Annotated in this window: 21 protein-coding genes and 1 other RNA gene; 8 read left to right on the top strand and 14 right to left on the bottom strand. The window is 39.6% G+C overall.

From position 1 onward, the window contains the following. Positions 1–70 precede the first annotated feature (70 nt). From ACLCDV_RS08430 to ACLCDV_RS08440, 3 genes are all read right to left on the bottom strand, one after another. Positions 71–808: an isoprenyl transferase gene (locus ACLCDV_RS08430; RefSeq protein WP_317667672.1), complete on the bottom strand. Its 738-nt coding sequence runs from the start codon at positions 806–808 to the stop codon at positions 71–73. A gap of 301 nt (positions 809–1,109) precedes the next feature. After that, the gene (locus tag ACLCDV_RS08435) at positions 1,110–1,994 is read right to left on the bottom strand and encodes an NAD kinase (RefSeq protein ID WP_411973423.1); all 885 of its coding nucleotides are present in this window, start codon (positions 1,992–1,994) and stop codon (positions 1,110–1,112) included. A gap of 49 nt (positions 1,995–2,043) precedes the next feature. After that, positions 2,044–2,706 (bottom strand): CBS domain-containing protein, encoded by a 663-nt coding sequence (locus tag ACLCDV_RS08440; protein WP_317667670.1) that lies wholly within the window; start codon positions 2,704–2,706, stop codon positions 2,044–2,046. A gap of 254 nt (positions 2,707–2,960) precedes the next feature. Here ACLCDV_RS08440 and ACLCDV_RS08445 point away from each other — a divergent pair, with 254 nt between their 5' ends. Further along, positions 2,961–3,794, top strand: coding sequence for a 1-acyl-sn-glycerol-3-phosphate acyltransferase (locus ACLCDV_RS08445; protein ID WP_317667669.1), 834 nt, complete (start codon positions 2,961–2,963; stop codon positions 3,792–3,794). 5 nt (positions 3,795–3,799) lie between these two features. Further along, positions 3,800–4,756, top strand: a complete 957-nt coding sequence (locus tag ACLCDV_RS08450; protein ID WP_411973424.1) for a GNAT family N-acetyltransferase — start codon at positions 3,800–3,802, stop codon at positions 4,754–4,756. 49 nt (positions 4,757–4,805) lie between these two features. Here the strand turns inward: ACLCDV_RS08450 and ACLCDV_RS08455 are convergent, their stop codons facing one another. From ACLCDV_RS08455 to ACLCDV_RS08475, 5 genes are all read right to left on the bottom strand, one after another. Then, positions 4,806–5,654: an IS3 family transposase gene (locus ACLCDV_RS08455; protein ID WP_411973425.1), complete on the bottom strand. Its 849-nt coding sequence runs from the start codon at positions 5,652–5,654 to the stop codon at positions 4,806–4,808. A 14-nt stretch (positions 5,655–5,668) separates the two neighbouring features. After that, positions 5,669–6,097: a helix-turn-helix domain-containing protein gene (locus tag ACLCDV_RS08460; protein ID WP_289011629.1), complete on the bottom strand. Its 429-nt coding sequence runs from the start codon at positions 6,095–6,097 to the stop codon at positions 5,669–5,671. 108 nt (positions 6,098–6,205) lie between these two features. Continuing rightward, the gene (locus tag ACLCDV_RS08465) at positions 6,206–6,946 is read right to left on the bottom strand and encodes an MIP/aquaporin family protein (RefSeq protein ID WP_317667667.1); all 741 of its coding nucleotides are present in this window, start codon (positions 6,944–6,946) and stop codon (positions 6,206–6,208) included. A 9-nt stretch (positions 6,947–6,955) separates the two neighbouring features. Next, on the bottom strand, positions 6,956–8,455 hold the full coding sequence (gene glpK, locus ACLCDV_RS08470; RefSeq protein ID WP_317667666.1) for a glycerol kinase GlpK: 1,500 nt from the start codon (positions 8,453–8,455) through the stop codon (positions 6,956–6,958). A 28-nt stretch (positions 8,456–8,483) separates the two neighbouring features. After that, positions 8,484–10,061 (bottom strand): glycerol-3-phosphate dehydrogenase/oxidase, encoded by a 1,578-nt coding sequence (locus tag ACLCDV_RS08475; RefSeq protein ID WP_317667665.1) that lies wholly within the window; start codon positions 10,059–10,061, stop codon positions 8,484–8,486. A 450-nt stretch (positions 10,062–10,511) separates the two neighbouring features. Here ACLCDV_RS08475 and ACLCDV_RS08480 point away from each other — a divergent pair, with 450 nt between their 5' ends. Then, positions 10,512–11,018, top strand: coding sequence for a thioredoxin family protein (locus ACLCDV_RS08480; protein WP_317667664.1), 507 nt, complete (start codon positions 10,512–10,514; stop codon positions 11,016–11,018). Between the two features lie 513 nt (positions 11,019–11,531). On the opposite strand, the gene ACLCDV_RS08485 is transcribed toward ACLCDV_RS08480, so the two are convergent. Further along, positions 11,532–12,923 (bottom strand): arginine decarboxylase, encoded by a 1,392-nt coding sequence (locus ACLCDV_RS08485; protein WP_046675638.1) that lies wholly within the window; start codon positions 12,921–12,923, stop codon positions 11,532–11,534. A gap of 108 nt (positions 12,924–13,031) precedes the next feature. On the opposite strand from ACLCDV_RS08485, the gene argS reads away from it, so the two are divergent. Genes argS through ACLCDV_RS08500 form a run of 3 tightly spaced genes read left to right on the top strand, consistent with a single transcriptional unit; the run spans position 13,032 to position 17,103 of the window. Further along, positions 13,032–14,816, top strand: coding sequence for an arginine--tRNA ligase (argS, locus tag ACLCDV_RS08490; RefSeq protein ID WP_182980919.1), 1,785 nt, complete (start codon positions 13,032–13,034; stop codon positions 14,814–14,816). Between the two features lie 4 nt (positions 14,817–14,820). Beyond that, positions 14,821–15,897: an oxidoreductase gene (locus tag ACLCDV_RS08495; protein WP_411973426.1), complete on the top strand. Its 1,077-nt coding sequence runs from the start codon at positions 14,821–14,823 to the stop codon at positions 15,895–15,897. Between the two features lie 15 nt (positions 15,898–15,912). Further along, a complete protein-coding gene (locus ACLCDV_RS08500) occupies positions 15,913–17,103 on the top strand; it encodes an NAD(P)/FAD-dependent oxidoreductase (RefSeq protein ID WP_411973934.1) in 1,191 nt (396 codons plus the stop codon). Between the two features lie 90 nt (positions 17,104–17,193). Here ACLCDV_RS08500 and ACLCDV_RS08505 read toward each other — a convergent pair whose 3' ends face one another. Further along, positions 17,194–18,246 (bottom strand): WYL domain-containing protein, encoded by a 1,053-nt coding sequence (locus tag ACLCDV_RS08505; protein WP_317667660.1) that lies wholly within the window; start codon positions 18,244–18,246, stop codon positions 17,194–17,196. Between the two features lie 152 nt (positions 18,247–18,398). Here ACLCDV_RS08505 and rnpB point away from each other — a divergent pair. Both rnpB and ACLCDV_RS08515 read left to right on the top strand, forming a co-directional pair. Next, positions 18,399–18,778, top strand: an RNA gene (gene rnpB / locus ACLCDV_RS08510) — RNase P RNA component class A. Positions 18,779–18,845: 67 nt separating this feature from the next. Then, on the top strand, positions 18,846–20,237 hold the full coding sequence (locus ACLCDV_RS08515) for a sigma-54-dependent transcriptional regulator (RefSeq protein WP_153846152.1): 1,392 nt from the start codon (positions 18,846–18,848) through the stop codon (positions 20,235–20,237). Between the two features lie 123 nt (positions 20,238–20,360). Here ACLCDV_RS08515 and ACLCDV_RS08520 read toward each other — a convergent pair whose 3' ends face one another. The 4 genes from ACLCDV_RS08520 to ACLCDV_RS08535 all read right to left on the bottom strand — a co-directional run bounded on the left by ACLCDV_RS08520 (position 20,361) and on the right by ACLCDV_RS08535 (position 25,417). Beyond that, entirely contained in the window at positions 20,361–21,077 is a 717-nt protein-coding gene (locus ACLCDV_RS08520; RefSeq protein ID WP_236582621.1) for an HAD family hydrolase, read from the bottom strand. A gap of 28 nt (positions 21,078–21,105) precedes the next feature. Further along, positions 21,106–23,007 (bottom strand): DUF3857 domain-containing protein, encoded by a 1,902-nt coding sequence (locus tag ACLCDV_RS08525; protein WP_411973427.1) that lies wholly within the window; start codon positions 23,005–23,007, stop codon positions 21,106–21,108. After that, positions 23,004–24,977, bottom strand: coding sequence for a transglutaminase domain-containing protein (locus ACLCDV_RS08530; protein WP_317667657.1), 1,974 nt, complete (start codon positions 24,975–24,977; stop codon positions 23,004–23,006). Before ACLCDV_RS08530 ends, ACLCDV_RS08525 begins: the two co-directional genes overlap by 4 nt. A gap of 65 nt (positions 24,978–25,042) precedes the next feature. After that, positions 25,043–25,417: a hypothetical protein gene (locus ACLCDV_RS08535; RefSeq protein WP_317667656.1), complete on the bottom strand. Its 375-nt coding sequence runs from the start codon at positions 25,415–25,417 to the stop codon at positions 25,043–25,045. Positions 25,418–25,601 lie beyond the last annotated feature (184 nt).

Raw genomic sequence — 25,601 nt, forward strand, 5'->3', positions numbered from 1 at the left:
TTTTGTTAATTAAGAAAATTTTAACCAGCTTGTTTTTTTTTCAAATCAGTGGTCAAATTTAATAAAATCTTTACAACTGTTCACTTGTTTTTCCAAACCTTCTTTCGCGTTGCTGGTAATCGACGATGGATTTAAATAAATCTTCTTTCGTAAACTCGGGCCACATCTTATCTAGGAAGCATAATTCTGAATAGGCAATTTGCCAAAGCAGAAAGTTGCTTATTCTCAATTCTCCGCTGGTACGTATCAGAAGGTCAGGATCGGGTAGGTTTTGTGTATAGAGGTTTGCAGCGAATAATTCATCGTTAATTTCGTCTGCATTGAGTTTTCCGTCTTTTACTTGTTGGGCTAGATTACGAGCGGCGTCCACAATTTCTTGTCGGGAACTGTAGCTCAAAGCTAATGTCAATGTACAGTGTGTATTTTCTTTCGTTGCTTCAATGGTCTCCTGCAGCTTTCTTTGTGCATTGGAGGGTAATTTGGTGATATCACCAATAACATTCAAGCGGACGCCATTCTCCTGAAAAGTTTTGATTTCTTTTTTAAGGGAAGTAACCAATAGTTCCATCAGTGCCATCACCTCAAGTTTAGGTCGATTCCAGTTTTCTGCAGAAAATGCATAAAGTGTCAGAAATTTAATATTGGCTTTTACACACCCTTCTAATGCTTCTCGTACTGCTTTTACACCATTTTGATGCCCAAATACACGAAGTTTCCCTTTCTGTTTTGCCCAGCGGCCATTGCCATCCATGATAATGGCGATATGCTGTGGCAGCTTAATATTATCTATCTGATCTAAAAAACTCATTTTTGCTGTTTTCAATAAAATTAACACCTTAGCCGTAAATGCTATTTCGGCGTTTCAAAACCTATTTTTGGTTTTCTGTATTGCTATCAATGATGATTGTTTGTTTAACGTACTTTTCATTGATTAATTATTGCCTGTTAATAGGGATATTCTTATTTCATCTTCCTATATTTCTTCCAAATATCGATTTTTAATTGGAAATTCAGAAGTACAATATGTAGAAAGATTGTTTGAAATATTTTGATCCATCAGATTTTGGGCTTTTTTTATACAACGCAAGCTTGGGAAAGCTAGGAATGGACTAGTAGTTTCTGACATCAATGCCCCAAAGTAATTTTTCCCGCAGTGTGCTGAAAAAGCTTTCATGGGGGAGCCTAATGAGATTAATCGTAAATGGAGCCTGTTTAATGGTTAATTTTACAGATGTATCAATGGACTCGTTTTTGGAATCACAGCTAAGGATGTACTGATTACTTCTACTCTCTATTTCCAATTCAAGGGTAAACTGATTTGAGATGACAATGGGTCTCACATTGAGGTTGTGCGGAGAGATGGGGGTAATGACAAAATTGCCACTTTCCGGCATAATAATAGGTCCGCCGCAACTCAATGAATAAGCTGTGGATCCGGTAGGTGTCGCGATAATCAGTCCATCCGCCCAGTATGAATTCAGCAGTTCGCCATTGATGCGTGCATTGACAGTAATCATGGCCGAGCTGTCATAACGAAATACGGTAATATCGTTTAGTGCGTAATGGTTGCCCTGAAACAAATTAACCTGTTCAGATTCAACAGAGAGCAACACGCGCTTCTGTATCGTAAAACGTTGGTTCAGTATATCGTCGATGGCGTCCTCAAAATCATTTTTATTGATGGAAGCTAAAAAACCGAGGCGTCCAAAGTTTATCCCCGCAATTGGAATTCCGGAATCTTTAATCAGGGAAACAGCAGATAACATGGTTCCATCTCCGCCCAGACTCAACATAATGTCAATATGATCTTTAATTTCTTGATAGGAATTGTACGTTGAAAAGTTAAAGTCACATTCAAACTGTGTGATCAGAAATTTATGAAATGGATCATATACCCAAATTTCAATATTTTTAGCCACAAGATATTCAAATAAGTGTTTCACATGTGTTATAACAGAGGGCTGAAACTCTCTTCCATATATTGCGATTCTCATATTGTTTTCGATTTTAATGGGGCAAAGATGAGAAAAAAACTAATTCTAATTAAATGTTGATGTAATTCATAAGCTGTTGATAGCGGTCGGCAGTGTCATCGAAGGCTGCGATGGTATTGTGGGTTTCCAGAATTAAATAGTTGTGTCTCAGAAATGAATTGAGCAATGCATTAATATTTGATTTGTCTATTTTCAGCGTAACTTCAATATTGTCACTTTCCAAATTTATTTTGGTTGCGCAATTGAGAATTCTACAATTATCACTTTCCACGAGATGGGCAATTTGCGACAAGGAAAAATCGTGCAGTCCGATGGCGAGGACAATAATGGCACCCGATTCATTTTGCGATTGAATCAAACTGATTGCCTTTAAAATATCTAATTGCGTACACACGCCGATATACTTATTATCCTGATCCAAAATAGGAACAATTGTGCTGTTATATACGGTCATCATCACCAGCGCATCGTAGGGATGTTGATTGAACTTCAATTGGGTCGGAGCGGTATTTATTTTTAGGGAAGAAAGGGGAGCATCTTCATCCTCCGCATCCAATAAGATGGTTTCATTAACCAGGCCAATATAGTCGTTACCATTTAAAACGACTAATTCTTTACAAAGCAAATCTTGCAGCTTTTCTAGCGCTTGTTGTATTGAATCAGCATTTTGAATACTGAAATCCGCATTTGAAAGAAATTGACTTATTAGCATACCCAAACTTAATAAAAAAACTATGTGAAATGAAATTTTCCAGGATCAGATTTCTACCTAATTCTTTGAGTCACTGTTGTGCTTCAGATAGGATCTAAAAGGATCAGGTTGCATATTTGCAAATAAGTGCAATTTTAAAGTTTAAAATTGTACTTTTATTACCATTCTGTTGTTATTTTTGTCAGCGAATAGAGTAAGGCTTGAATGAGAGCCTTAATGAAGATATACTATTTCTAATTGGAAAAATTGGATTGATGGCCACAAGCGAGAGTAAAAAGTTTATTGATATACGTGAAGTTATTCACAAAAAAAATGCGGGGCTTGCTAAATGGATTCCGTCTTTTTTACTTAATTATTTAAAAAGGACAATTCATGAAGACGAGATAAATGATATTATGACGCGCTTTGCAGATCTTCAAGGCTTGGATTTTGTTGATGCATTGATCAACGATCTGGATGTCAAGGTCAATTTGTATGGGGCAGAAAATATTCCCGTATCGGATCCGGTTATTTTTGCGTCCAATCACCCTTTGGGAGGATTGGATGGTATTGCATTTATGCACGCTATAGGTAAGTATAGACGCGATGTGAAGTTTTTGGTTAATGATATTCTTTTAAATATAGGTAATTTGAGGCCTTTGTTTGTCGGTGTCAATAAGTTAGGGGGGCAAGGGAAACAGGCGATCTCTGCGATTGAGGAGGCCTATGGAGCGGACGATGCACTACTGGTATTTCCTGCAGGTTTGGTTTCCAGAAAACAAAACGATGGCCGCATAGAAGACCTAGAATGGAAAAAAAGTTTTATTAGCAAATCAAAAAAATATAAAAAAGATGTCATTCCGGTGTTGATTGACGGTAAAAACTCTAAGTTTTTTTATAATTTTGCAAGGCTTAGACAGAAATTGGGTCTCAAGGTAAACATTGAAATGTTATATTTACCTGATGAAATGTTTGCCCAACGCGGACATACCGTCAATATTATAGTAGGAGAAAGAATCCCTTATACAGCGTTTGATCAATCAAAAAACGAAAAAACTTGGGCTGAGGAAGTGAAAAGAAGGGTTTATGGATTGGCTCAAGAAAAATAGAATTTATGCAAGAAATTATACCTCCAGTTGATAGAGAATTATTGAAGATCGAATTGAATAAAGATGTCTTCTTACGATATACCAACAATGGAAATAACGAGATATATTTAATCAATTATCATAATTCGCCAAATGTCATGCGTGAAATTGGGCGTTTGCGAGAGTTGACTTTTCGTGGAGCAGGGGGAGGTACAGGACTTTCAATTGATATCGATGAAAATGATACATGCGAAGATTGTTACGATCAGTTGATCGCATGGAATCCCGAAGATGAAGAAGTGGTTGCTGGTTATAGGGTAATCAAATGTGCTGAGGCTGGTGAAGTAAATGGTATACCCAATTTATCGACAGCACATTATTTTCAGTTTTCCGAATTGTTCACGAACGAATATCTACCTTACACCATAGAATTGGGAAGATCGTTTGTACAACCTAAATACCAACCGGCCATCGACAATAGAAAAGGAATTTTTTCATTGGACAATCTTTGGGACGGTTTAGGGGCTTTAGTGATGCTTAACCCTGAAATTAAATACCTCTTTGGTAAAGTGACCATGTATCCACATTACAATAAAGATGCACGGGATATGTTGCTTTATTTTATGGATTACTATTTTCCTGATCATGATAAATTGGTGCTTCCTCTTCCGGAATTGGAAATTAAAAATGATTACGACCGTTTTGTAGGGGTTTTTGATGGACTGGATTATAAAGAAGGATATAAGGTGTTAAATAGTCATGTGAGAGCATTGGGCGAGAATATTCCACCGTTGATAAATACATATATGAACCTATCGCCTACGATGAAATCATTTGGCACTGCGCGTAATGACGAATTTGGTACGGTAGAAGAAAAAGGTATACTGATTGTAATTGATGACGTGTATCCTGTGAAAAAGGAACGTCACATGAATACGTTTGATCGGGATCGTGAATACGGTCATAGAAAACCCAAGCGTTGACTAGTCCTGAAAAATCGATACAGGTTTTCAGTGATTAAAAATAAATAATTTAAACAGTAGTAGCCGATAGGTTGCTACTGTTTTTTGTTTTATAAGTTCTGAAGTTCATGTTTGATTTCATGTGCATCTGATTTGGAGTTAGCATATGATTAGACCAATGTGGTCTGTCATTATTATAGATATCGATTGCTTCAGCTACGATCTGCTTCATCAAATGTAGATCTAAATGATAGGTATCAATCATGAACTCTTGTTTGAGTATACCATTGATTCGTTCAGCGATGGCATTTTCATAAGGATCAGAGTTTTCTGTCATACTGCAACTGAGCTGATACTTGTTTAGGTAATATTGGTATTCTTCTGCACAATATTGTACCCCTCTGTCGGAATGATGGATTAACGGCTCGTTTGTTTTTCTTTGTTTTTGTGCCATTTTTAGTGCTTTTACAACATGCGGTGTGCACATGGTCCGCGAGACCTCAAAGCCAACAATTTTTTTCGAATAGGCATCTGTAACCAAACTCAGGTAACAGGGGCTTTCTCGCTTCCCTATGTAAGTGATATCACTTACCCAAACCTGATTGGGACGGCAAACAGTCACTTCTTTAATAATATTCGGATATTTTCTAAATCTATGATGTGACATAGTGGTCGTATGATAGCTTCTTTTACGTGTAATTAACAAATGGTTGGCGCGTAAAATATCAAAGAATTTGTCTCTGCCCACTTTTAATGCCCGTAGCTCCCTTGCCAATATATGGTAAAGTTTCCGTGTGCCTATTCTTGGCTGGGTAGTGCGTATTTCATGAACTAAGTCCACAATTTTCCCGGCTATACCCTGGCTCCTGGCTATACGTTTGATCCTTCGATAATACACCTGCCTGTCTAACCCGAACAATCCACAAGTAAAACTTAGGCTTTCTTGTTTTTCTTGCCGGAAACGATTGATTGCGCGGGTTTCAAGTTTTTTCTTACGTCGATTTTATATTCTTTTTCTGCAATATCGATCATCATGTCAAAGATGATCGCTTTGGAATCAGCGATGTGATTCTGATGCTCAAGTTGAGCCTTTTGCTTCTCCAGCAGTCTGACTTTGGCTTCAAGTTCTAAAATGCGCTGTTCTGGTGACTTTGCCATATTGGATGGTATTTGATTCTCCCAATCAAAGTTACCATATTTTTTTAACCAATTGCGAATAGTGCTATCTCCCTGGATGCCATACTGTTTTTGTGCTTGGGAGAGTGTCAATTTCCCCGATTCAATCTCTTTAACGACATTCAGCTTCAATGTTAAAGTGTAATCACGCTGAGTCCGCTTTACATAATTTGTTCCTTCTTCCATAACGATTTTTTTTGTGTATCGATATTTCAGGACGAGACACGTGGATAACAAAAAAAGGGGGATTCAATTATTGAATCCCCCTTTTTTTTGTAGGTACAGCGACCTTGATTAGGCCGGTTTTATACAAGCATAAAGTGCAAAGGCTAAAATAGCGCCCAAGATAGGTCCTAGGATTGGAATCCAGGCATAAGACCAGTCGGAGCTTCCTTTTTCTTTGATTGGCCAAAGGGCATGAAATAAGCGCGGCCCCAAATCCCGGGCAGGATTGATGGCATATCCTGTAGTTCCACCCAGCGAGAGGCCAATCGCCCATACTAGAAATGCAACGGGTATAGCACCAAGAGAGCCCATGCCAATAGGAGCTGTTTTTCCGTCGATGGTCACATCTTGACCTGTTATGAAGAAAATAACAAAAATCAAAACAAAGGTTCCAATAATTTCACTTGCCAGATTTGTTGATGTATTACGAATGTTGGGTATCGTAGCGAAAACACCAAGTTTGGTGGTTGGGTCTGCTGTTGCATCGAAATGGTCTTTGTGCATGATGTAGGTTAACATGGCGCCACAGAAACCGCCGGCAATTTGTGCGAGAATATAGCCAGGCACTTCCATCCAAGGAAGACCATGATTGAGAGCGACGGCAATGGTTACCGCAGGATTGAGGTGGGCTCCGGTATAGGGGCCAGCAAACACAACACCTACGTAGACCGCGAGTGCCCATGCGGTGGTGATTACAATCCATCCTCCATTTTCGCCCTTTGTTCCTTTCAAGATAACGTTGGCCACAACCCCATTGCCTAAAAGAAGGAGAAGGGTTGTGCCGATAAATTCTGCTAAATAGTGGTTCATGCTTGTTGGTTAGTTTTCGGTCCAGTACTGTAATGCTTTGACACCCTTGGTCCAGAGCTTAATGATCTTTTTTGTTTGCTCTTCTTGCTCTGCATCAGGTTCAAATATACGATCCTGAGCCCAAAACTTTGATATCTCGTCCTCATTTTTCCAGAATCCAACGGCCAGTCCTGCGAGGTATGCTGCCCCCAAAGCTGTCGTTTCTGTGATTTTAGGGCGTACAACTTTGCTGTTAAGCACATTGGCCTGAATCTGCATGAGTAGGTTGTTGGCCGTTGCGCCGCCGTCTACACGTAGCTCTTTGATCGGTATGCCACTATCCGCTTCCATTGCTTGCAGCACATCACGTGTCTGGAGGGAGATTGCTTCCAGTGAGGCGCGTGCTATATGCCCATTGGTGGTTGCACGCGTCAGGCCAAATAGCGTCCCTTGTGCACGAGCATTCCAGTACGGCGCTCCCAGTCCAGCAAAGGTGGGGATGAATGTGACGCCGCCGTTATCCTTCTCTGTAAGCGCTAATTGCTCTACGTCCGCCGATTTGTAGATGATGTTGAGATTGTCGCGTAGCCATTGGACCAGTGCGCCACCGATAAAGATACTTCCCTCCAGGGCATATTCTGTTTTTCCGTTGATTTTCCAGGCAACAGTTGTTAAAAGGTTGTTCTTTGAACGGATTGGTTTCTCACCGATGTTCATTAACATAAAACATCCTGTTCCATAGGTGTTTTTGACCATTCCTTTTTCAATACATTGCTGCCCGAAAAGTGCTGCCTGTTGATCGCCGGCAATGCCTGCAATCTTGACTTTGTGGGCAAAAATGGTTGTCCGGGATTCTCCATATATTTCACTGCTTTCTTTTACTTGCGGAAGCATAGCAGCGGGGATGTCAAATAGTTCCAGTAATTCCTTGTCCCACTCCATGCTATGGATGTTAAAGAGCAAGGTGCGGGAAGCGTTGGTTACATCGGTGATGTGAGCGTCGCCGCGGGTAAGGTTCCAGACGAGCCAGGTGTCAATAGTTCCACAGATTAATTCTCCGTTTTGTGCTTTTGCCCGTGCACCCTCCACGTTATCCAGAATCCATTTTATTTTGGTGGCGGAAAAATATGGATCTAATATGAGGCCAGTCTTTTCCTGGATTAGCTCATGTTTTCCTGCGCTGCGTAATTCGTCGCAATAATCTGCTGTGCGTTTATCTTGCCAGACGATGGCATTATAGATGGGCTTTCCGGTTTCTTTGTCCCAAACGACCACCGTTTCGCGTTGATTGGTAATGCCAATGGCGGCAATATTTTTGCCATTTAATCCTGCCTTTGTAGTTGCTTCTGCTGTGACACCTGCCTGCGTTGACCAGATTTCATGTGGGTCATGTTCGACCCATCCCGGTTGTGGGAATATTTGTGTAAATTCCTTCTGGGCAATGGAGACTATATTTCTGTCTTTATCGAAAATGATAGCTCTGGAGCTGGTAGTACCTTGATCCATTGCCAAGATGTATTGCTGTTCCATAATTGAGTATTGCTGGTTATTTTTTGTATTACTTTAAGATATAATTTTTTGCAACTTTTTGAAAATTTTCTATTTGATCTTTTTGCCAATTTTCATCTTTTTCCAGTTCCTGGGCGAGTATTTTTGCAACTTCCGGGGCAGCTTCAATCGCGGCCCTAGCGTCAAGAAATAACATCCGTACCCGACGGGATAGCACATCTTCCACCGTCCTGGCCAGCTCATTGCGCGCAGCCCAAACAACCTCTGCTTTTTTGAATTCAAGATGCGCGATTAGTTTTTCGTCCCATTCGCGATTTTCTTGCGCTAGTGCACGGATAGCTTCCTGGTCGGCTCCATAAATGTACATATGATTGCTTCGGTCTGAAGTTGGAATGGCGCTATAAATCTTTTGTGTAGCGGAGCGGCTTTCTTTTTGTGGCAAGCAGCCGATTTTTATTGCTTTATCGATGGTATCTTGTCCCATTCGACGGAATGTTGTCCACTTTCCGCCTGTTAAAGTGAGTAATTTAGAGTCGCTGACGATTACCTTGTGACTGCGGGAGATCTCTTTGGTTTTGTTGGAGTTCCCTGTAGGAGCTGCTAGCGGACGGAGGCCGGCGAATACGGCCAGTGCATCGGCTCTTGTTGGTTGTTTTGTCAGGTAGCGTCCTGCAGTTTTTAAAATAAAATCGATCTCCTGTTCCAGCGCTATAGGTTCAAGACTGTGCTCATCGATCGGTGTGTCTGTTGTTCCTGCAATGACTCTATTGTGCCAAGGTACAAGGAAAAGGACACGCCCATCATCTGTTTTTGGGATCATAATAGCATCGTCTCCGGGAAGAAAAGATTTGTCGAAAACAAGGTGAACACCTTGGCTTGGGCGTACCATTTGTTTGGCTTCCGGTCTGTCCATTTTTAAAATATCATCGACAAATATACCCGTTGCATTAATAACAGCCTTTCCTTGTATGGTAAAGACTTCGCCGGTTTCGGTATCATTGGCGATGACGCCGTTTATTCGTCCATTGCTGTCTTTGGTGAGGTTGTTGACTCTGACGTAATTTAGGGCAACTCCGCCCATTTGTATACAGGTTTGCGCAACGTTGAGTGCAAGTCTTGAGTCGTCAAATTGTCCATCCTGATAGACTACCCCGCCATATAGGCCTTTAGGTCTAACAGTACTTATACGTTCAAGAGTTTCTTCTTTATTGATATGAATGGATTTTCCCAAGCTTAATTTACCCGCCAGAAGATCATATATTTTCATTCCAATGGTATAGAATGGGCCATCGAACCAGCTGTAATTGGGGATGATAAAGGATTGGTTTTTAACAAGGTGTGGGGCGTTTTTTTGAAGCAAACCTCTTTCGTGGAGCGCTTCTTTAACCAGGGAGATATCGCCCTGGGCCAAATAGCGTACACCACCGTGAACAAGCTTCGTTGCTTTGCTTGAAGTGCCTTTTGCAAAATCAACCTGCTCCAACAAAATTGTTTTGAACCCTCGGCTTAAGGCATCTAATGCAACACCTAATCCGCTGGCACCGCCACCTATTACGATCACATCCCATGCGCTCGTATCTCTTATTTTTTCTATCAGTTTTGACCTTTTGAATTCTTGGTGTTTCATTTTGTTTCGTTTTGGATTTTTGTAGTGAATCTTCTGTGCGTACTTTCCTACTTCCTTTATACTAAGTTATGCTATATTTATTGAATTTTAAAGGAAATTAAATAATATTTATGTTAAGATAAGGTGTTTGTTTTTGTTTTGTTTTGTTGTTTATTGTTTTTATTTTCATAAAAAGAAGCCTTTCTGTTTGGTGCACGATGGTCTGTCAATAGGTTGTTACTTTATTGCTCATCAGCGGAGATCTTACTAGGCATAACTATGTTTTGGTCATCTAAGGCTATGTGTACAGCCAGATCGTATTTTTAATAATCTGTTGAAATACCGCCTATTGTGATTCTGGCTGTTTTTTTTTCATGGTCAATAGCTATATAATGTTTAACCATTATATGCTGCTTATGTTTTAGTTTAGGAAAATGATTTTGTAATTTTAGATCACTATTTAATTTATTTATGATGAGAAATATAAGATTATTGTTGTGTGGAGTAGCTGTATTTTTGGGATCGGTACTCGTGCAGTCCAAGGCCTTCTCGCAACAGCCTACAGCAACTCAGGAGCTTTCAAAGCCCTACAATCCAGATGCTAATGCGCAAAATGATATTGATCAACTATTGGTTCAGGCAAAGAGAGAAAAGAAAAATATCATCATTCAGGCTGGAGGGAATTGGTGTGTCTGGTGTTTAAGGTTTAATGATTATATCCATAAAACAGCAAGTGTCGACAAGTTGTTAAAGAGTCATTTCCTCTATTATCACCTCAATTATTCGAAAGAGAATAAAAATGAGGCTGTATTTCAAAAGTATGCTCCTGAAGGGAATAAACTAGGTTATCCATTTTTTATTGTTTTGGATAGAAATGGAAAAACATTGCATGTACAGGAGAGTGGGAGCCTGGAAAAAGGGAAGGGGTATGATGAAGAAAAAGTACTTAATTTCTTTACAGCCTGGGTCTCAAAATAGCAATTGTCGACTTTGGGATTTCTAGCTGCGCTAAAGAAGAAATACACCGTACTCCTTTCTTGTACGGCGATATAACATAATCTGAAGGATTAGTATCTCTGCTTCGCCCCAGATTCGTACCTGCTTCGCACGATCAACAGATCTTGTACAGATATTGCACAGCTATTTAACAGTCTCCGAACAGAAAAAGTCTGTACAATACTTGGTCAACAGCTGTAGCCGAATTGTTGAGCTCCGAACGTGTTCCGAAGCAGGTACGAACGCAATATGAATAAAAGCCAGCTGTCGCGGCTATGTTCAGTATTGTTTGCGTAATATCCTTAACGATGTTGTCTTTGTCTGTGGTTTTGGCTTTAATTTACGCCTGATTGTAAATAATGGGGGATAGCCTGGAAATGAAAAGGTCCCGATCGTACGATCGGGACCTTTTTGTATGGACTTAAAACCATTCTTTTTTCGACAAGGATATATTAATCCAACAGTTAAAAAGAGGTCTTGCTCCTGTAGCATATCTTATTGATAGCCTAATAATTTCATGACTTGTTTGGAGTTTTGCTCCTCACCAAACACCTCGTAGTTGAATGTTTCATCTCTATTGCGGCGTACAAGTACATGCTTAGGAGAAGGAAGTAGGCAGTGGTGGATTCCACCATATCCGCTTAATACATCTTGATATGCTCCTGTATGAAAGAAGCCCAAGTACTGTACCTTACGGGTCTTCGGCATAAATACCGAGTTCATGTGCGCCTCCTGATTGTAATAATCCTGTCCATCGCATGTGATTCCACCTAAATTGACTCGTTCATATTCTGAATCCCAGTTATTGATCGGCAGTAGAATGTATTTTTGATTCAATGCCCATACATCTGGTAAATTTGTAATGAATGAGCCGTCAATCATAAACCAACGTTCGCGATCGTTTTGTTGCTTGCGTCCCAAAACTTTATAGAGAATACCTGATGCTTCAGCAACAGTATATTTGCCAAATTCAGTAATAATATCTGGTTCCATGACTTCATGGTGCGCACAGATTTGTTTGATCCGATTGACAATCTCATTGACCATATACTCGTAATCAAAGTCGTGTACCAGTGAATCCTTAAATGGCATGCCACCACCGATATCTAGGGTATCTAAATCTGGGTTTACTTTCTTGAATTTACAATATAAAGTAACGTATTTCTCTAATTCGTTCCAGTAATACGGGGTGTCCGAGATACCTGAATTAATGAAAAAGTGAAGTAACTTTACTTTAAAGTTTGGATTGTCGGCGATCTTGTTGTTATAGAATTCAACGACGTCTTCTTGGCGAATCCCTAGGCGAGATGTATAGAATTGAGAATCAGGCTGCTCTTCGGAAGCAACGCGGATACCTAAAGCACAAGGCTCATCCAATTCGATTTCATCATCATAAAGGTTAAACTCCTCTTTGTTATCCAGTACCGGTATAATGTTTTTATATCCGTCGTGGATCATATCGACAATATATTGTTTGTACTGGTAGGTTTTGAAGCCATTACAGATCACTGTAATGTCTTTCGTTACTGTGCCCTGTCTTTCCAATGAATCGATCATCGGCATATCAAATGCAGATGAAGTTTCCAGGTGGATATCATTTTTCAAAGCTTCCTCTACGATGTGCTTGAAATGGGATGATTTGGTACAATAACAATATTTGTAAGATCCGCGATAGTTGTGTTTCAGAATTGCGGTCTGAAAGAGGATTTTCGCTTGCTGAATTTTTTTGCTGACGATAGGCAAATAGGTAAAACGTAACGGCGTACCGTACGTTTCTATCATTTCCATTAAATTCAAATCGTGGAAATACAATTCGTCGTCGATGATTTCGAATCCGTCTTGCGGAAAACCAACACTTAAGTCAAGAAATTCCTGATAGCTCTGCATTTTTTATTATTTTTGCAAAGATATACTTTAATGGTGAATACCTAAATAAGGAATGTTATTTATTTCCAATTCACTATCAGGAAGTTGTAAAAATTACAAAATCATTAAATGGCAAATTCTATTCAAAAGCGACTTGTTGAAGTCACTGTACAGGCAGTAAAAGAGCTTTACAATGCAGATATTTTAGAAAATCAAATTGCTTTACAAGCTACCCGAAAGGAGTTTGAAGGACAAATTACAATCGTAACTTTTCCCGTAACGCGCTTTTCGAAATCTTCTCCGGAACAAACCGGAAAGGAAATCGGTGCATATTTGCAACAGCATATTGCTGAAATATCGGATTTCAATGTGATAAAAGGCTTTTTGAATATTGTTCTTTCCGATGCGTATTGGATCACGTTGTTGAATCAGACCATAACGGCGAAGGACTTTGGTGTATTTCCTGCGAATGGAAAGAAACTGATGGTTGAATATTCTTCTCCAAATACCAATAAACCGCTGCATTTGGGGCATATCCGTAATAATTTATTAGGCTATTCGGTTGCGGAAATCCTAAAAGCTTATGGTTATGATGTGATCAAGGCTAATTTGGTGAACGATCGCGGTATCCATATTTGTAAGTCGATGTTGGCTTGGCAAAAATTTGGTAACGGTGAGACTCCCGAGTCTACTGGCCTTAAAGGAGACCACCTTGTCGGAAAATATTACGTTGTCTTTGACAAAGCATATAAACAGGAAATCGAGGCATTGAAGGCTGAAGGGCAGACCGAAGATGAGGCAAAGAAAAATGCACCTTTGATGAAGGAAGCACAAGCGATGTTGCAACAATGGGAAGCTGGTAATGAAGAGGTGATCTCACTGTGGAAAACCATGAACAGCTGGGTGTACGCCGGGTTTGAAAAGACCTACAAACAATTAGGCGTCGATTTCGATAAATACTATTATGAATCCAATACATACTTGCTGGGTAAAGATATTATCCAGGAAGGTTTAGATAAAGGGGTTTTCTTTAAAAAAGAGGATAACTCTGTATGGATTGATCTGACTGCAGAAGGACTGGATCAGAAGCTTGTGCTTCGTGGCGACGGTACCTCTGTCTATATTACACAAGATTTGGGAACAGCACAACTGAAATATGATGAATTCAAGATGAATGATTCTATTTATGTTGTCGGTAACGAACAGGATTACCATTTCAAGGTATTGTTCTTAATCTTGAAAAAACTTGGTAAAGCTTGGGCTGACGGATTGTTCCATTTATCGTATGGGATGGTCGATCTTCCTTCAGGTAAAATGAAATCACGGGAGGGAACAGTTGTTGACGCGGATGATTTAATGGCTGAGATGCTTAAGACCGCTCAGGAACGTACTGAGGAACTTGGCAAGACTGAAGGATTGGACGAGGAATCAAAAGCCGTTCTTTACGATACGATTGGAATGGGCGCACTGAAATATTTTCTGTTGAAAGTGGATCCTAAAAAACGCCTCTTGTTTGATCCAAATGAATCTGTCGATTTTCAAGGCCATACCGGACCGTTTATTCAATACACGCATGCCCGTATCAAATCTGTTTTGAGTAAGGCTGAATTCGATTTTGACAGTGCTGTGTCTGTACCGGCGACGATTTCCTCTTACGAACGTGATTTAATTCAACAGCTGGGTGCATTTCCGGAGATTATTGAAGCTTCTGCGCAAGAGTTCAGTCCTGCACAATTGGCAAATTACATCTATGAGGTCGCTAAGTTTTATAATAAATTCTATCATGAAGAAACCATCTTGAAAGCGGAAGATCATGATGTGAAAAACTTTAGATTGCACCTTTCGGCTTCTGCGGCAAAGGTTATTGCCAAAGGGATGAACTTATTGGGTATTCGGGTACCTGAAAGAATGTAATGCTATGAAGAAAATTCGCGTAGGACTTATTGGCTTTGGAATTTCGGGTCAGGTTTTTCACGCTCCCGTGATGCGTTCAATCGCTGAACTGGATCTTGTTAAAGTGACAGCACGGAAAGCGGATCAGCAAAGTTTATTAAAGGAACGTTATCCACAGGCGGAAATAGCTTTGTCTGCGGATGATATTTTTAATGATGCAACCATTGATTTAGTCGTCGTTGCAACTTCCAATGAAATGCATTATCCTTTCGCAAAACGTGCACTGGAAGCTGGAAAACACGTTGTCGTAGAAAAACCCTTTACCAATAGCGTCGAGCAGGCCGATGAGCTTATCGCTCTGGCTAAGGAGAAAAATCTGATCTTGGCACCTTACCATAATTTAAGGTTCAACTCAGACTATCGGACCCTGGAGAAAGTGGTCAAAAGTGGAAGGTTGGGACGGATTGTAAATTTGGAATCCAGGTTTGATCGTTTCCGTAATTACTTGCGACCTAATGCCTGGCGCGAGGAAAACCTGCCGGGTTCGGGTATATTTTATGACCTGGGACCACATCTCATTGATCAGGCTTTACAGTTATTTGGAAAACCGCATTCTGTCTTTGCCGATTTGGCTGTCCAACGGGATCATGCGAAGACCATTGACAATTTCGACTGCCTATTGTACTATGATAATTTGAGGGTTTCCCTAAAAGGTTCTATGCTTGCAAAGGAGCCTACAGCACGTTACCGTGTTTTCGGAATGAACGGAAATTTTGTAAAATATGGTGTCGACCCACAGGAAGCCTTACTGCGTGATGGTAAATTTCCTGATGAGGATCCAACCTGGGGACAAGAAGACCCAAGTCTATACGGCAAGCTCAATATCGTTGAACAAGGGAATGACATTGAAGAAACGGTTCCTTCTGAAATAGGTTCCTATCCTGATTTTTATCAGAACGTTGCGGATAGTATATTGGGGAAAACTACCTTGATCGCATCGCCGGAGCAGGCACGGGATGTCATTAAAATTATTGAATTGGGATATCAGAGTCAATTGGAACGAAGAGTTGTTTCTGTTGAAAATACATTGATTGCTTATTAGATTGTTGCTGTGAGTATAATATACGATGCTATCATTATTGGGGGCGGAGCCTGTGGTTTGATGTGTGCAGCCCAAGCAGGGCTGATTGGAAAGAAGACCTTGGTGCTTGAACGAAACGATAAGGTCGGCGCGAAGATCTTGATTTCCGGAGGTGGACGCTGTAATTATACAAATATCGGTAATAGTCCCGCTAATTTCATTTCTGAAAATCCAGATTTTTTACATGGTATATTCAAACAATGGACAGTGGACGATACCATTACATTTTTTGAACAGTATGGTATTGTAGGGCATGAAAAAACACTGGGCCAGTTGTTTCCAGAGACCAATAAAGCAAAGGATATCGTTGCTGTATTTTCAAAAATTTTATACGAGACAGGGCAGGATATTGCATTGAATACCTTGGTGAAATCGGTAGAAAAAAACGATAAGGACTTTGTGGTAACGGTCGAAAATGCAAAAGGTGAGTCCCGATATCATGCACATAAAGTTGTTATTTCTTCTGGCGGGCTTCCGGTCCAAAAACTCGGCGCCTCGGACTTTGGATTACGCCTAGCCAAACAATTTGGTTTGCATGTCGTCGGTACAGCCCCTGCATTGGTCCCTTTGACAATAACTGGAAAAGATGCCGATTGGTATAGCTCTTTGGCTGGAAATTCGGTGTTCTCGAAAGTGTCTGTTGCGGGAATGTCTTTTGAAGAGAATATTCTCTTTACACACTGGGGATTAAGCGGACCTGCCATTCTTCAGATATCAAGTTATTGGAGACCCGGACAGGAGATTACGATTGATCTACTGCCCAATTTTAATTTGGATAATCTGATTAAACAGGAGCGGCAATATGGAGGTAAAAGATTTGTTTCACAATTGCTAAACGATTATTTCAGCAGAAAATTGGTCGATGCTCTTGGAAAATTTCTAGCATTAGATACCAAAATTGCCTCACTTAGTAAAGCTGATGCGAAATTGATTGTCGATACTATCCATCGCTTCAAGGTAAAACCTGCGGGAGATAAGGGGTATGATAAAGCTGAGGTCATGCGTGGAGGAGTTTCAACGGAAGAACTACACCCCAAGACCTTAATGTCTAAAAAAGTTGAAGGCCTTTATTTTGGAGGGGAGACTGTTGATGTTACGGGATGGCTTGGCGGTTATAATTTCCAATGGGCTTGGGCTAGCGGTTATGCCATCGCCCAAGATATTTAAGTGTTTTTGGAGAGGTAGCGAGAGGGGCAATCTATCCTGAAAAAATGGGTTAAGCAGGATTATTGATAGAACTATTATTCGATAGAAATCTTATTCATGTTGTGAATTTGACGTTTTATCGACAGATTTCTCAGCATAGAGTTGTGTGGCAGCAGCCAAGCGCTGTTTTATTCTCGTTTGCAATTTTTTTGGGGAGAGTACTTTAATGGATTCGCCAAAACCTAAAATTTCTCTTTCCAGTTCAAAGTTAAGTACAACATCGATACGAATTAATATTGAACCATCCTCCTTTTTGTCTAAAATCTGCTGTGACGCATGTAAGGGTTTTGTTGCTACATAAGGTGCATTTTTTGCATTGACTTGCAATATCACCCGGTGACCGCGGTCCTTTTGTGTCTTCGTTACGCCTATGGTATCTGAAAAGTGACGTTCGAAATCGACCCCTGTATATTCCCTGTATGAATTTTTGCCCATTTCCTCGATGGCATTGATCCGATCAAGCGCTAGTGTCATCAATCCTTCACTCTTTTTATGCTGACCAATTAGAAACCATCGATTACGATATTCTTTTAGGAGATAGGGCGAGAAAACGATATCCTGCTGTTGTGTTGCTTTGAACGATTGGTAGCTGATCAGGAGTGGTGTTTTTTCACGAATGGCTTGATGCAGTGGACTGATAAAAGAAAGGCCTTTTAGCAGATTGTTGCTTTCCATTTGTATAATAGAAGGTGAATTGTCCTTTTTTGTGTGGATGCTATCTTCAAGTCGTGCGACAATATCGCTCATTTCATCAAAGCTGGAGAAACCGCTCACATGCTTAAGTACCTCTACAGCCTCTTTCATTTTTTGCATGTCACCGACAGAAATCGGTGAATTGCTAATGCTATAGTTGGGATCTTCATAGGTGTAGAATTTGCGGTGCAAGACGACAATAGGCGCATTGTAGCCGAGCTTATTGCTACGCATGAGTTGAATATCACCTTGTATGGTGCGTTTACTTATCCCATTTTTGATTCCTTCAAATTCATAGAGTGCATCGGAAACCTTTTCCATAAGATCTTCCAAGGTCCATTTCCGATGTCGTAAACGAAGGCAATGATCAATCGTTTTATAACGTATAAGAGCTAGTTTATTGAGTGCCATGTTTTTTTTTGATAGATTGAAAATACAAAAACTTTCTTTATCTGCGCAAGGTAATTGCGTAGATTTTTATGCCAGTGATGCAAAATGAATGATCTTTTCGAAATTGAAAAGAAATTCGGGTTTATCCGAGTAAAATAGCTACTTTTGCGCAGAAGCAAACTGGTTCTATCGCTGCTCTTTTTGGGGAGGAGAGGAAAGTCCGGGCAACATAGAGCAACACGCTTCCTAACGGGAAGGCTGCTATGAAAATAGCAGACAGAAAGTGCCACAGAAAATATACCGCTTTTCGGAGTAAGGGTGAAAACGTAAGGTAAGAGCTTACGGTCTTGTATGGTGACATATATTACGGTAAACCTCGTGTGTTGAAAGACCAAATAGGTTGCGAAATTCGAAGGCTGCTCGTCTTCTTTCAATTTATTGGAATTCGTAATGGGTAGGTTGATTGAGTTTGTCAGCGATGGCAAATCTAGATAAATGATAGAAATTCCACTTCGGTGGTCTACAGAACCCGGCTTACAAGGTTTGCTTCTTTTTCGCTAATTGCCAAAAAAAACTTATATTGATTCCCATAATTGAAAAAATAGCATAACTCTCGATTTATGAGTACAATTTTAATCATTGATGATGAGCGCGCCATCAGAAGTTCGTTGCGTGATATCTTGGAATATGAAGATTATACGATTTTGGATGTCGACAATGGCCGGGATGGATTAGATATTTTAAAAAAGGAAAAAATAGATCTTGTCCTTTGTGATATCAAAATGAATACGATGGATGGGATGGAAGTTTTGGCGGAAGCACACCAAAGCAGCCCGGATATCCCGTTTATTATGATCTCCGGACATGGTACGATTGAAACAGCTGTTGAAGCAGCGAAAAAAGGAGCATTTGACTTTTTAGAAAAACCGCTGGACCTGAATAGATTATTGATAACGGTTCGTAATGCACTGGATAAAAGTTCTCTAGTCACAGAAACCAAGGTCCTGAAACGAAAAGTTAGCAGCTCGAAAACAAAAGATATACTGGGTGAATCGGGGGCTATCAAACGTATTAAGGAAACAATTGACCGGGTTGCACCAACAGAAGCCCGTGTATTGATTACCGGGGCGAATGGCTCGGGAAAGGAATTGGTTGCACGCTGGTTACATGAAAAGTCAAATCGTGGACAAGGCCCATTGATCGAAGTGAACTGTGCCGCAATACCTTCTGAATTAATCGAATCAGAATTATTCGGGCATGAAAAAGGATCCTTCACGTCGGCGATTAAACAACGTATCGGGAAGTTTGAACAAGCTAGCGGTGGAACATTGTTCTTGGATGAGATCGGAGATATGAGTCTATCCGCGCAAGCTAAAGTGCTAAGGGCATTACAGGAGCATAAAATCACGCGAGTGGGGGGCGACAAAGAAATTGACGTCAATGTCAGGGTAGTAGCTGCGACCAATAAGGATTTATTGAAAGAGATAGAAGATGGTAATTTCAGAATGGACTTGTATCACCGTCTATCTGTCATATTGATCCATGTGCCAGCGTTAACTGATCGTGTCGATGACATTCCTTTATTGTCCACAAACTTCTGTGAAGAGATCTGTATGGAATACGGGATACCTGTAAAGGAAATTACTACTGCTGCAATGCGGGAATTGAGTCATCTTCCTTGGACAGGTAATATTCGGGAATTGCGCAATATGATTGAACGTTTAATCATTTTGAGCGACAGGTCGATTACCGATAAAGATGTTGTTGCCTTTGCTAACCCGTCCCGCGAACCTGTGAATGGTATAGCTCATGAAAAAAGTGCAACGAATTACGGATTAGATATGGACTCCTTTGATTCGTTTCAAGATTATAAAGATCATGCGGAGAAAGAATTTATAAAATATAAATTGGAAAAGAATAATTGGAACGTCTCCAAGACGGCCGATGATCTTGATATTCAACGTAGTCACCTGTATAGTAAAATAGAGAAGTTCGGTCTAAAAAGAGATTAACCGTTTAGTGAAATTTTAGTCTAGTAGCTGTGAGCGAAAATTGCAGTTCGCTTGGACAAAGCGATAAAAAAAGAGATTCCTTAAGGAATCTCTTTTTTTATCGTCGTCAACCCCTCAACCGGGTTATAATTCTTGTGTTTTTAAAATGGCCTTTATATTGGCAACTGATATTTCTGTATAATTATTTATATAATCATTACTTGCAGGTAATTCTTCTTTTTTATGGGTTGAAAGTACGGCAACAACTTTCATTTCAGCATTTTTCGCCGCGGTAATACCCGAAAAAGAATCTTCAAAAACAATACAGCGGTCAACAGGAATTTGCAGATTCTCTGCAGATTTTAGATAAACCTCAGGATGTGGCTTATGTAGTTTTACATCTTCGCTGCTTAGCGTGGAAGAGAATAAATGACGTATGTTCAATTCATCCAAAATTAAGTCCATATTCTCTCGGGGAGCAGATGTCGCCACAGCAAGCTTAAAACCGTTATTTTTTAATTCCGTTAGAAACTCAATTAAGCCCTTAATAGGGGCAACGTGTTCTTTATAGATCACTCTAAAAAGCTGCTCTTTTTCAAATTCAAGCGTTCGCAGTTCCTCAGGGGATATCGGACGCTGAAAGAAATGCTGCATAATGTAACTATTATGCTTACCATACATATGCTGCTCAAATTCCTCTTCTGTAGCCTGTTGTACATTGTGGTTTTTAAAAAAAGCTCTAAAAGCTTCCGCATGGAAAGGGTTGGTGTGGCTTATGACACCGTCCATGTCAAATATCGCTGCGTATTCTGTCATTGAGCTAATATACAATAATTGCCTTATTTGATCGATTTTACTCATTCATATTCTGGTAAATATTTTCTTCCGACTAGAGAAAGCTGAGGTTAAAGCGTCCCTTGTCGCAGCTGCTTACATCATTATGAAATTGGAAAAAGTCTTCATAAGTATTGGCAGGATAGCTGCCTTCAAATAGTTCCAGTTTTCTGTAAGTGAATAGTTTATTGTCTTTTATTTCTGACCTAAATTCATACTTTCCAAATGGTTTCTCAATTATTTTCTTCTCAGGAGTTATGTTTTTGAGCATATTTTCCGGGAGGGCAATGCTAATGCTATCGATATCAGCGTAACCCCTTTCAATGAAAATATCTTCCGTTCTATTTCTACTTTCTGCAATATTGGAATGTATGTTGAATAAATTAGGCTGGATCAAAAGTTTATTACCATTTTTCACAGCGTAGTTTTTGATAAAAATATTCAGGTTCTCCTCAATAAATGGATTTTCCTCCTTGTGTTCAATATAGTTTACCTGATTGAAATTGATATTGTCGATATTGTAATATTCTGTGAGAAGCTTATTCTTATCATTATTGCTGGCTAAAAGCACGTCCATATGGTTCTCGTATTGAGTTCCATAGAACTTGGTGTTTAGGGTGCCCTGAATGCTTCCGTCTTCCGAAAGTTTTAGGTCGGCATGGCGAAGTTGAAGGTTGGTCGAGTTAATGTATTTCGGTGTATGCATAATAACTCCACCATTTTCCGTGCAGGCGACAACATCTCGATCGTCGGTAAAGTCGCTGAGAAAGCCAAATGGAAGGTTTTGGCTGGTGCATTCCAGCCAGGTTGTATCGTTTTTAAATGGAATACATAAAATGACGTGATTTCCGTCCTGGGCATTTGCAAAGGTTTTGCGAAAACTTTCTTTGCGTCTGCCTGCTTCGACAATACAGTAATAGGAAGGGATATTGACGGCCGACAACATGCTTCGCATGTAATTCGCCAGTGCTTTACAATCTCCGTAGCCCAAGCGGTCAACCTCAGAAGCCGGAAATGGTTCTAAGCCTCCAATGCCGATCTGAATACTGATGTAACGTGTGTTTTTTTGTAAATAATTGTATAGAATTTTTGCTTTGTCTTTATCTGAGCTTGCGTCTTTTGTTAATGCAATAAACTTTTGTTTAGAGGCTTCCGTCAAATCTTCTTTTTTGTTCAATAGGCTATTGGATACCCATTGACCAAATTCTTTCCAATCCCTGAAATTTCCAGTCTTACCATAATAAATAAAATTTTTGGGAACGATGAGTACATTTATTCTTTTCAGGTTAGGATTGGGGCTATAAGATTCATCCTTTTTTGCAGCGATCTGTTCCGTATTCCATGTCTTACTTTCAGTCTTGTCATTTTTCTCTTCCTTGATACTTCCTTTATAGTTCGTTGTTTCAATTCGGCATTCAGTGCCAATTGGTGCAATAAATTGAAAGCTGCTTTTCTCTACAGATACATTGTTCGATACTTCGGGAGTCCAAGATGGAATGATCAAGTTTTGTTTACTTCTAACTTCGTATTGGTATTCGACGGTATAGGGATAGCTGTGATAGTCGGGAACATATAATTTTACCCGAGAATCGGCAAACATCGTACTGTTGTCAACAGCGCTTATATCTTTGAAATCTTTGGTTGCAATTTTCTTTTGTAATATCCCCATTTCGTTATAGATGGCTCCCTTAAGGCTCTTGATTTCGCTAGATTTATTATAATAGACCGGAAGTGAAGCATAGCGGTCCCCATTTTTATTGTAAACTGTGATAGCACACGTTATGGTTGTGATGACCTGTTCGGGAGACTTCATTTCTACCACAGTTTTATCATTGCGTACAGTTGCTACTGCTCTGCTCTTTAATGCACTTGGAATATTGGCGACGTCGTAGTTATCTTGTCCAATTGCGAGGATTGGAAGCAGGAAGTATAGTAAGTTGATGAATACGATTTTCATTTTTTACCGATTAATTTTATGTCTAGCTTTTGTTGTTGAATAATACGTGAATACAATTCTTTGAGCGAAAAATATTCATCGACGGAAAAGATGGGTTTGTTAAACGCAAGGCTTTGTAGTATTTCAAGTTGGTTGCCATTGACCTGCGTTACATATCTATATTTTGCAGTTGACTCCGGGAGTGCTAACGATGCATTCTGAGGCTTCTCGGCAACTTCATAATGGTCAGGGATGGTCAATTTGACGGCGTACATTGTTTTGGATTTAAACCCCATATCAACGGGATAAGTTCTTTCCTGTGCTTTAAATGGATTGTAGGAAATCCTGTCAATAATATTGGGTGCCAGTAATAATACGTCTTGGTCCAACTGTTTGGAAACATCTACGATAACATCAAACTCCTCTATCAATATTTGATCAATTTCTTCAAGGTTTTGGATACTTGATTTTGTTAAAGTTACATTGGGCATTTCTTCGTCCAGTTTTTCCCAGTATTCTTCCAGCGAATTGAATTTGGCGATATGTTGGCGTTTTAAAAAGGCTTTGTTACCCCTGCTACTTATGGTGAGTTTTCCCTTAATTTTAGCTTGTTCATCTAAAGCTCCTTCCAATACGTAGTTCACATCGGAAGATTCCTCTACCGTAAGGGGAAACCAGTCCGAGCTCTTTTTGGAGTAAATAATTCTTCCCCGTTCATTTAGACATTGTAAGGGCAGCTCCCCAAAAGGTAAGTATGAATTGGAGGCATCAAGTTTATATTTTACGCCATCTACATCTACGCAAGCGATGACATAGTCGAAGTCAGATAATACGGGAAATAAGGCATTGGGAGTCCCATTCCGTCGTGTTGAAAGAATAATAGGGTAGGCCTCCAGATCTGCCGCTAATAGCGCGGTTACTAGCGCTAAATTGATGTCGCCAATATTACCGGTCCGTTTTTCCAACGCTTTTTCAATGCCAGATTCTGCGTATTTGCCTAAATACTTATTCCATTTTATTTGTTTGTTGATATAGTTATAGATCTTCTTTGCTTTTTCTAATTTGGTGTCAGTAGGGGATACAATTGCTGCTAAGCTGGTTTTGAATAAGTCTGTTTTTTTTAATTGGCCACCAAAAGCCTTTTCATTCATTAAGTCTGTGTCTACATCTTTCCAGGTTTTGCTGAATGTCTTCTTGCTACCAGTGCTTGGATAAAAGATGGATTCAAGCTCATAATAAATAGCAGATTTAAAATTAGTGGGAGAAGTCATGTAGTCCTCTTCAATAAACGCTGGAATATTTTTCATTGTATAGGTCAATTTTGAACAATCCATTCGTAGTCCATCCAGAAATATATATTCTCTCAATGCTTCTGCTTTTTGATCGGTAAGCTTGTACGGGCCGCGTAAGACTACATTGTAGGTGAAAGAAGCTGGTATGATCGCAACATATTGGCTTTGTATTTTGGGAATATCATCCTGAAATTCCCATGTCTTGAAGTTAAATAAATCCTGCTCTAGCGTCCGATAAGACACTTCTATAATAGATCCTTCTTTAATATTCGGAAGAGTGAATTTATTTAGATCCAGATTGGCCGAATAATTTTCTCTGAAAACTTTCTTACTTTCAAGCTCCGTTTTCTCGATCCTGCCATTTTCTAAGTTATAGGTAACAGCCTTGAGTTCGTCAAAATAGTCTCGTATATAACTTCCGCGTTTATACGAGGGAATTTCAAAATTAGCTTTTTTAAATCCTTCTTTGTTATTGATCCGGATAAGTACATGGTATTCATGTTGAAGTTTTATTCGATTATCGTAATCATCAACAAAAACAGAACTCCGTCCAAACTCATTGAGCACGATAGCATTGGCGTTACTATCCAGATCTGTTCGTGAAAAATCCGAAATAGAAACTTGACCAAAATCAAAAGTTTGGGCTATACTATTTGTATAAATAGAAAATATTAAAAATAGCGTTAAAAACTGGCGCATAACTATAGGTGTAATAATTCACGAATATAAGTTTTTAGCCAAAATTAAACGATACTTCAGAATAATTATTTGTCGAGTTGCAAAAGATTATTGATGATCTCGGTAATGGTATCGACATCTTCGCCATCTTCCAGCATAGAGAATGCGAGATAGGTGGCGTAGATCTCTGGACTGAATTTTACGTGCTTATCGGCGATAAACCTATCGATCTGCTCTTCATTACAGTCAAAATGGATGCTCTGTAATTCATTGAAAAGATTGGTCGAAATGGTCTGATGATTTTCACCACAGGCAAATCCTGCAATAATATGGAATAGAAACTTATCGGTTATTTCGTCATCTTCCTTTTTGAACATAGCACGAATATGCTTATAATCGAATTTAGTTTTTGCGCTATTCACAATAGTGTCCCAAATCTGATACTCTGCTTTTGTCTCCATAGCTCGCTTTAAATTTATATTGGTATAAGCAATATAGCAAAAATAATTTGATTTTTGGCAAGGATAATGAAACTTATTGGCCTACTCAAAAGCGCTACAATAGCGGATTATCCGGGATTATCTGTAGGCATAAAATTCATCGGATCGTTAGGTAGAGGACAGGATGTCAATCATGATGAAGAAC

Origin of the sequence: Sphingobacterium sp. Lzh-3, from assembly GCF_046764375.1 — a bacterium.
In the GTDB taxonomy this organism is placed as follows: Bacteria; Bacteroidota; Bacteroidia; order Sphingobacteriales; family Sphingobacteriaceae; genus Sphingobacterium.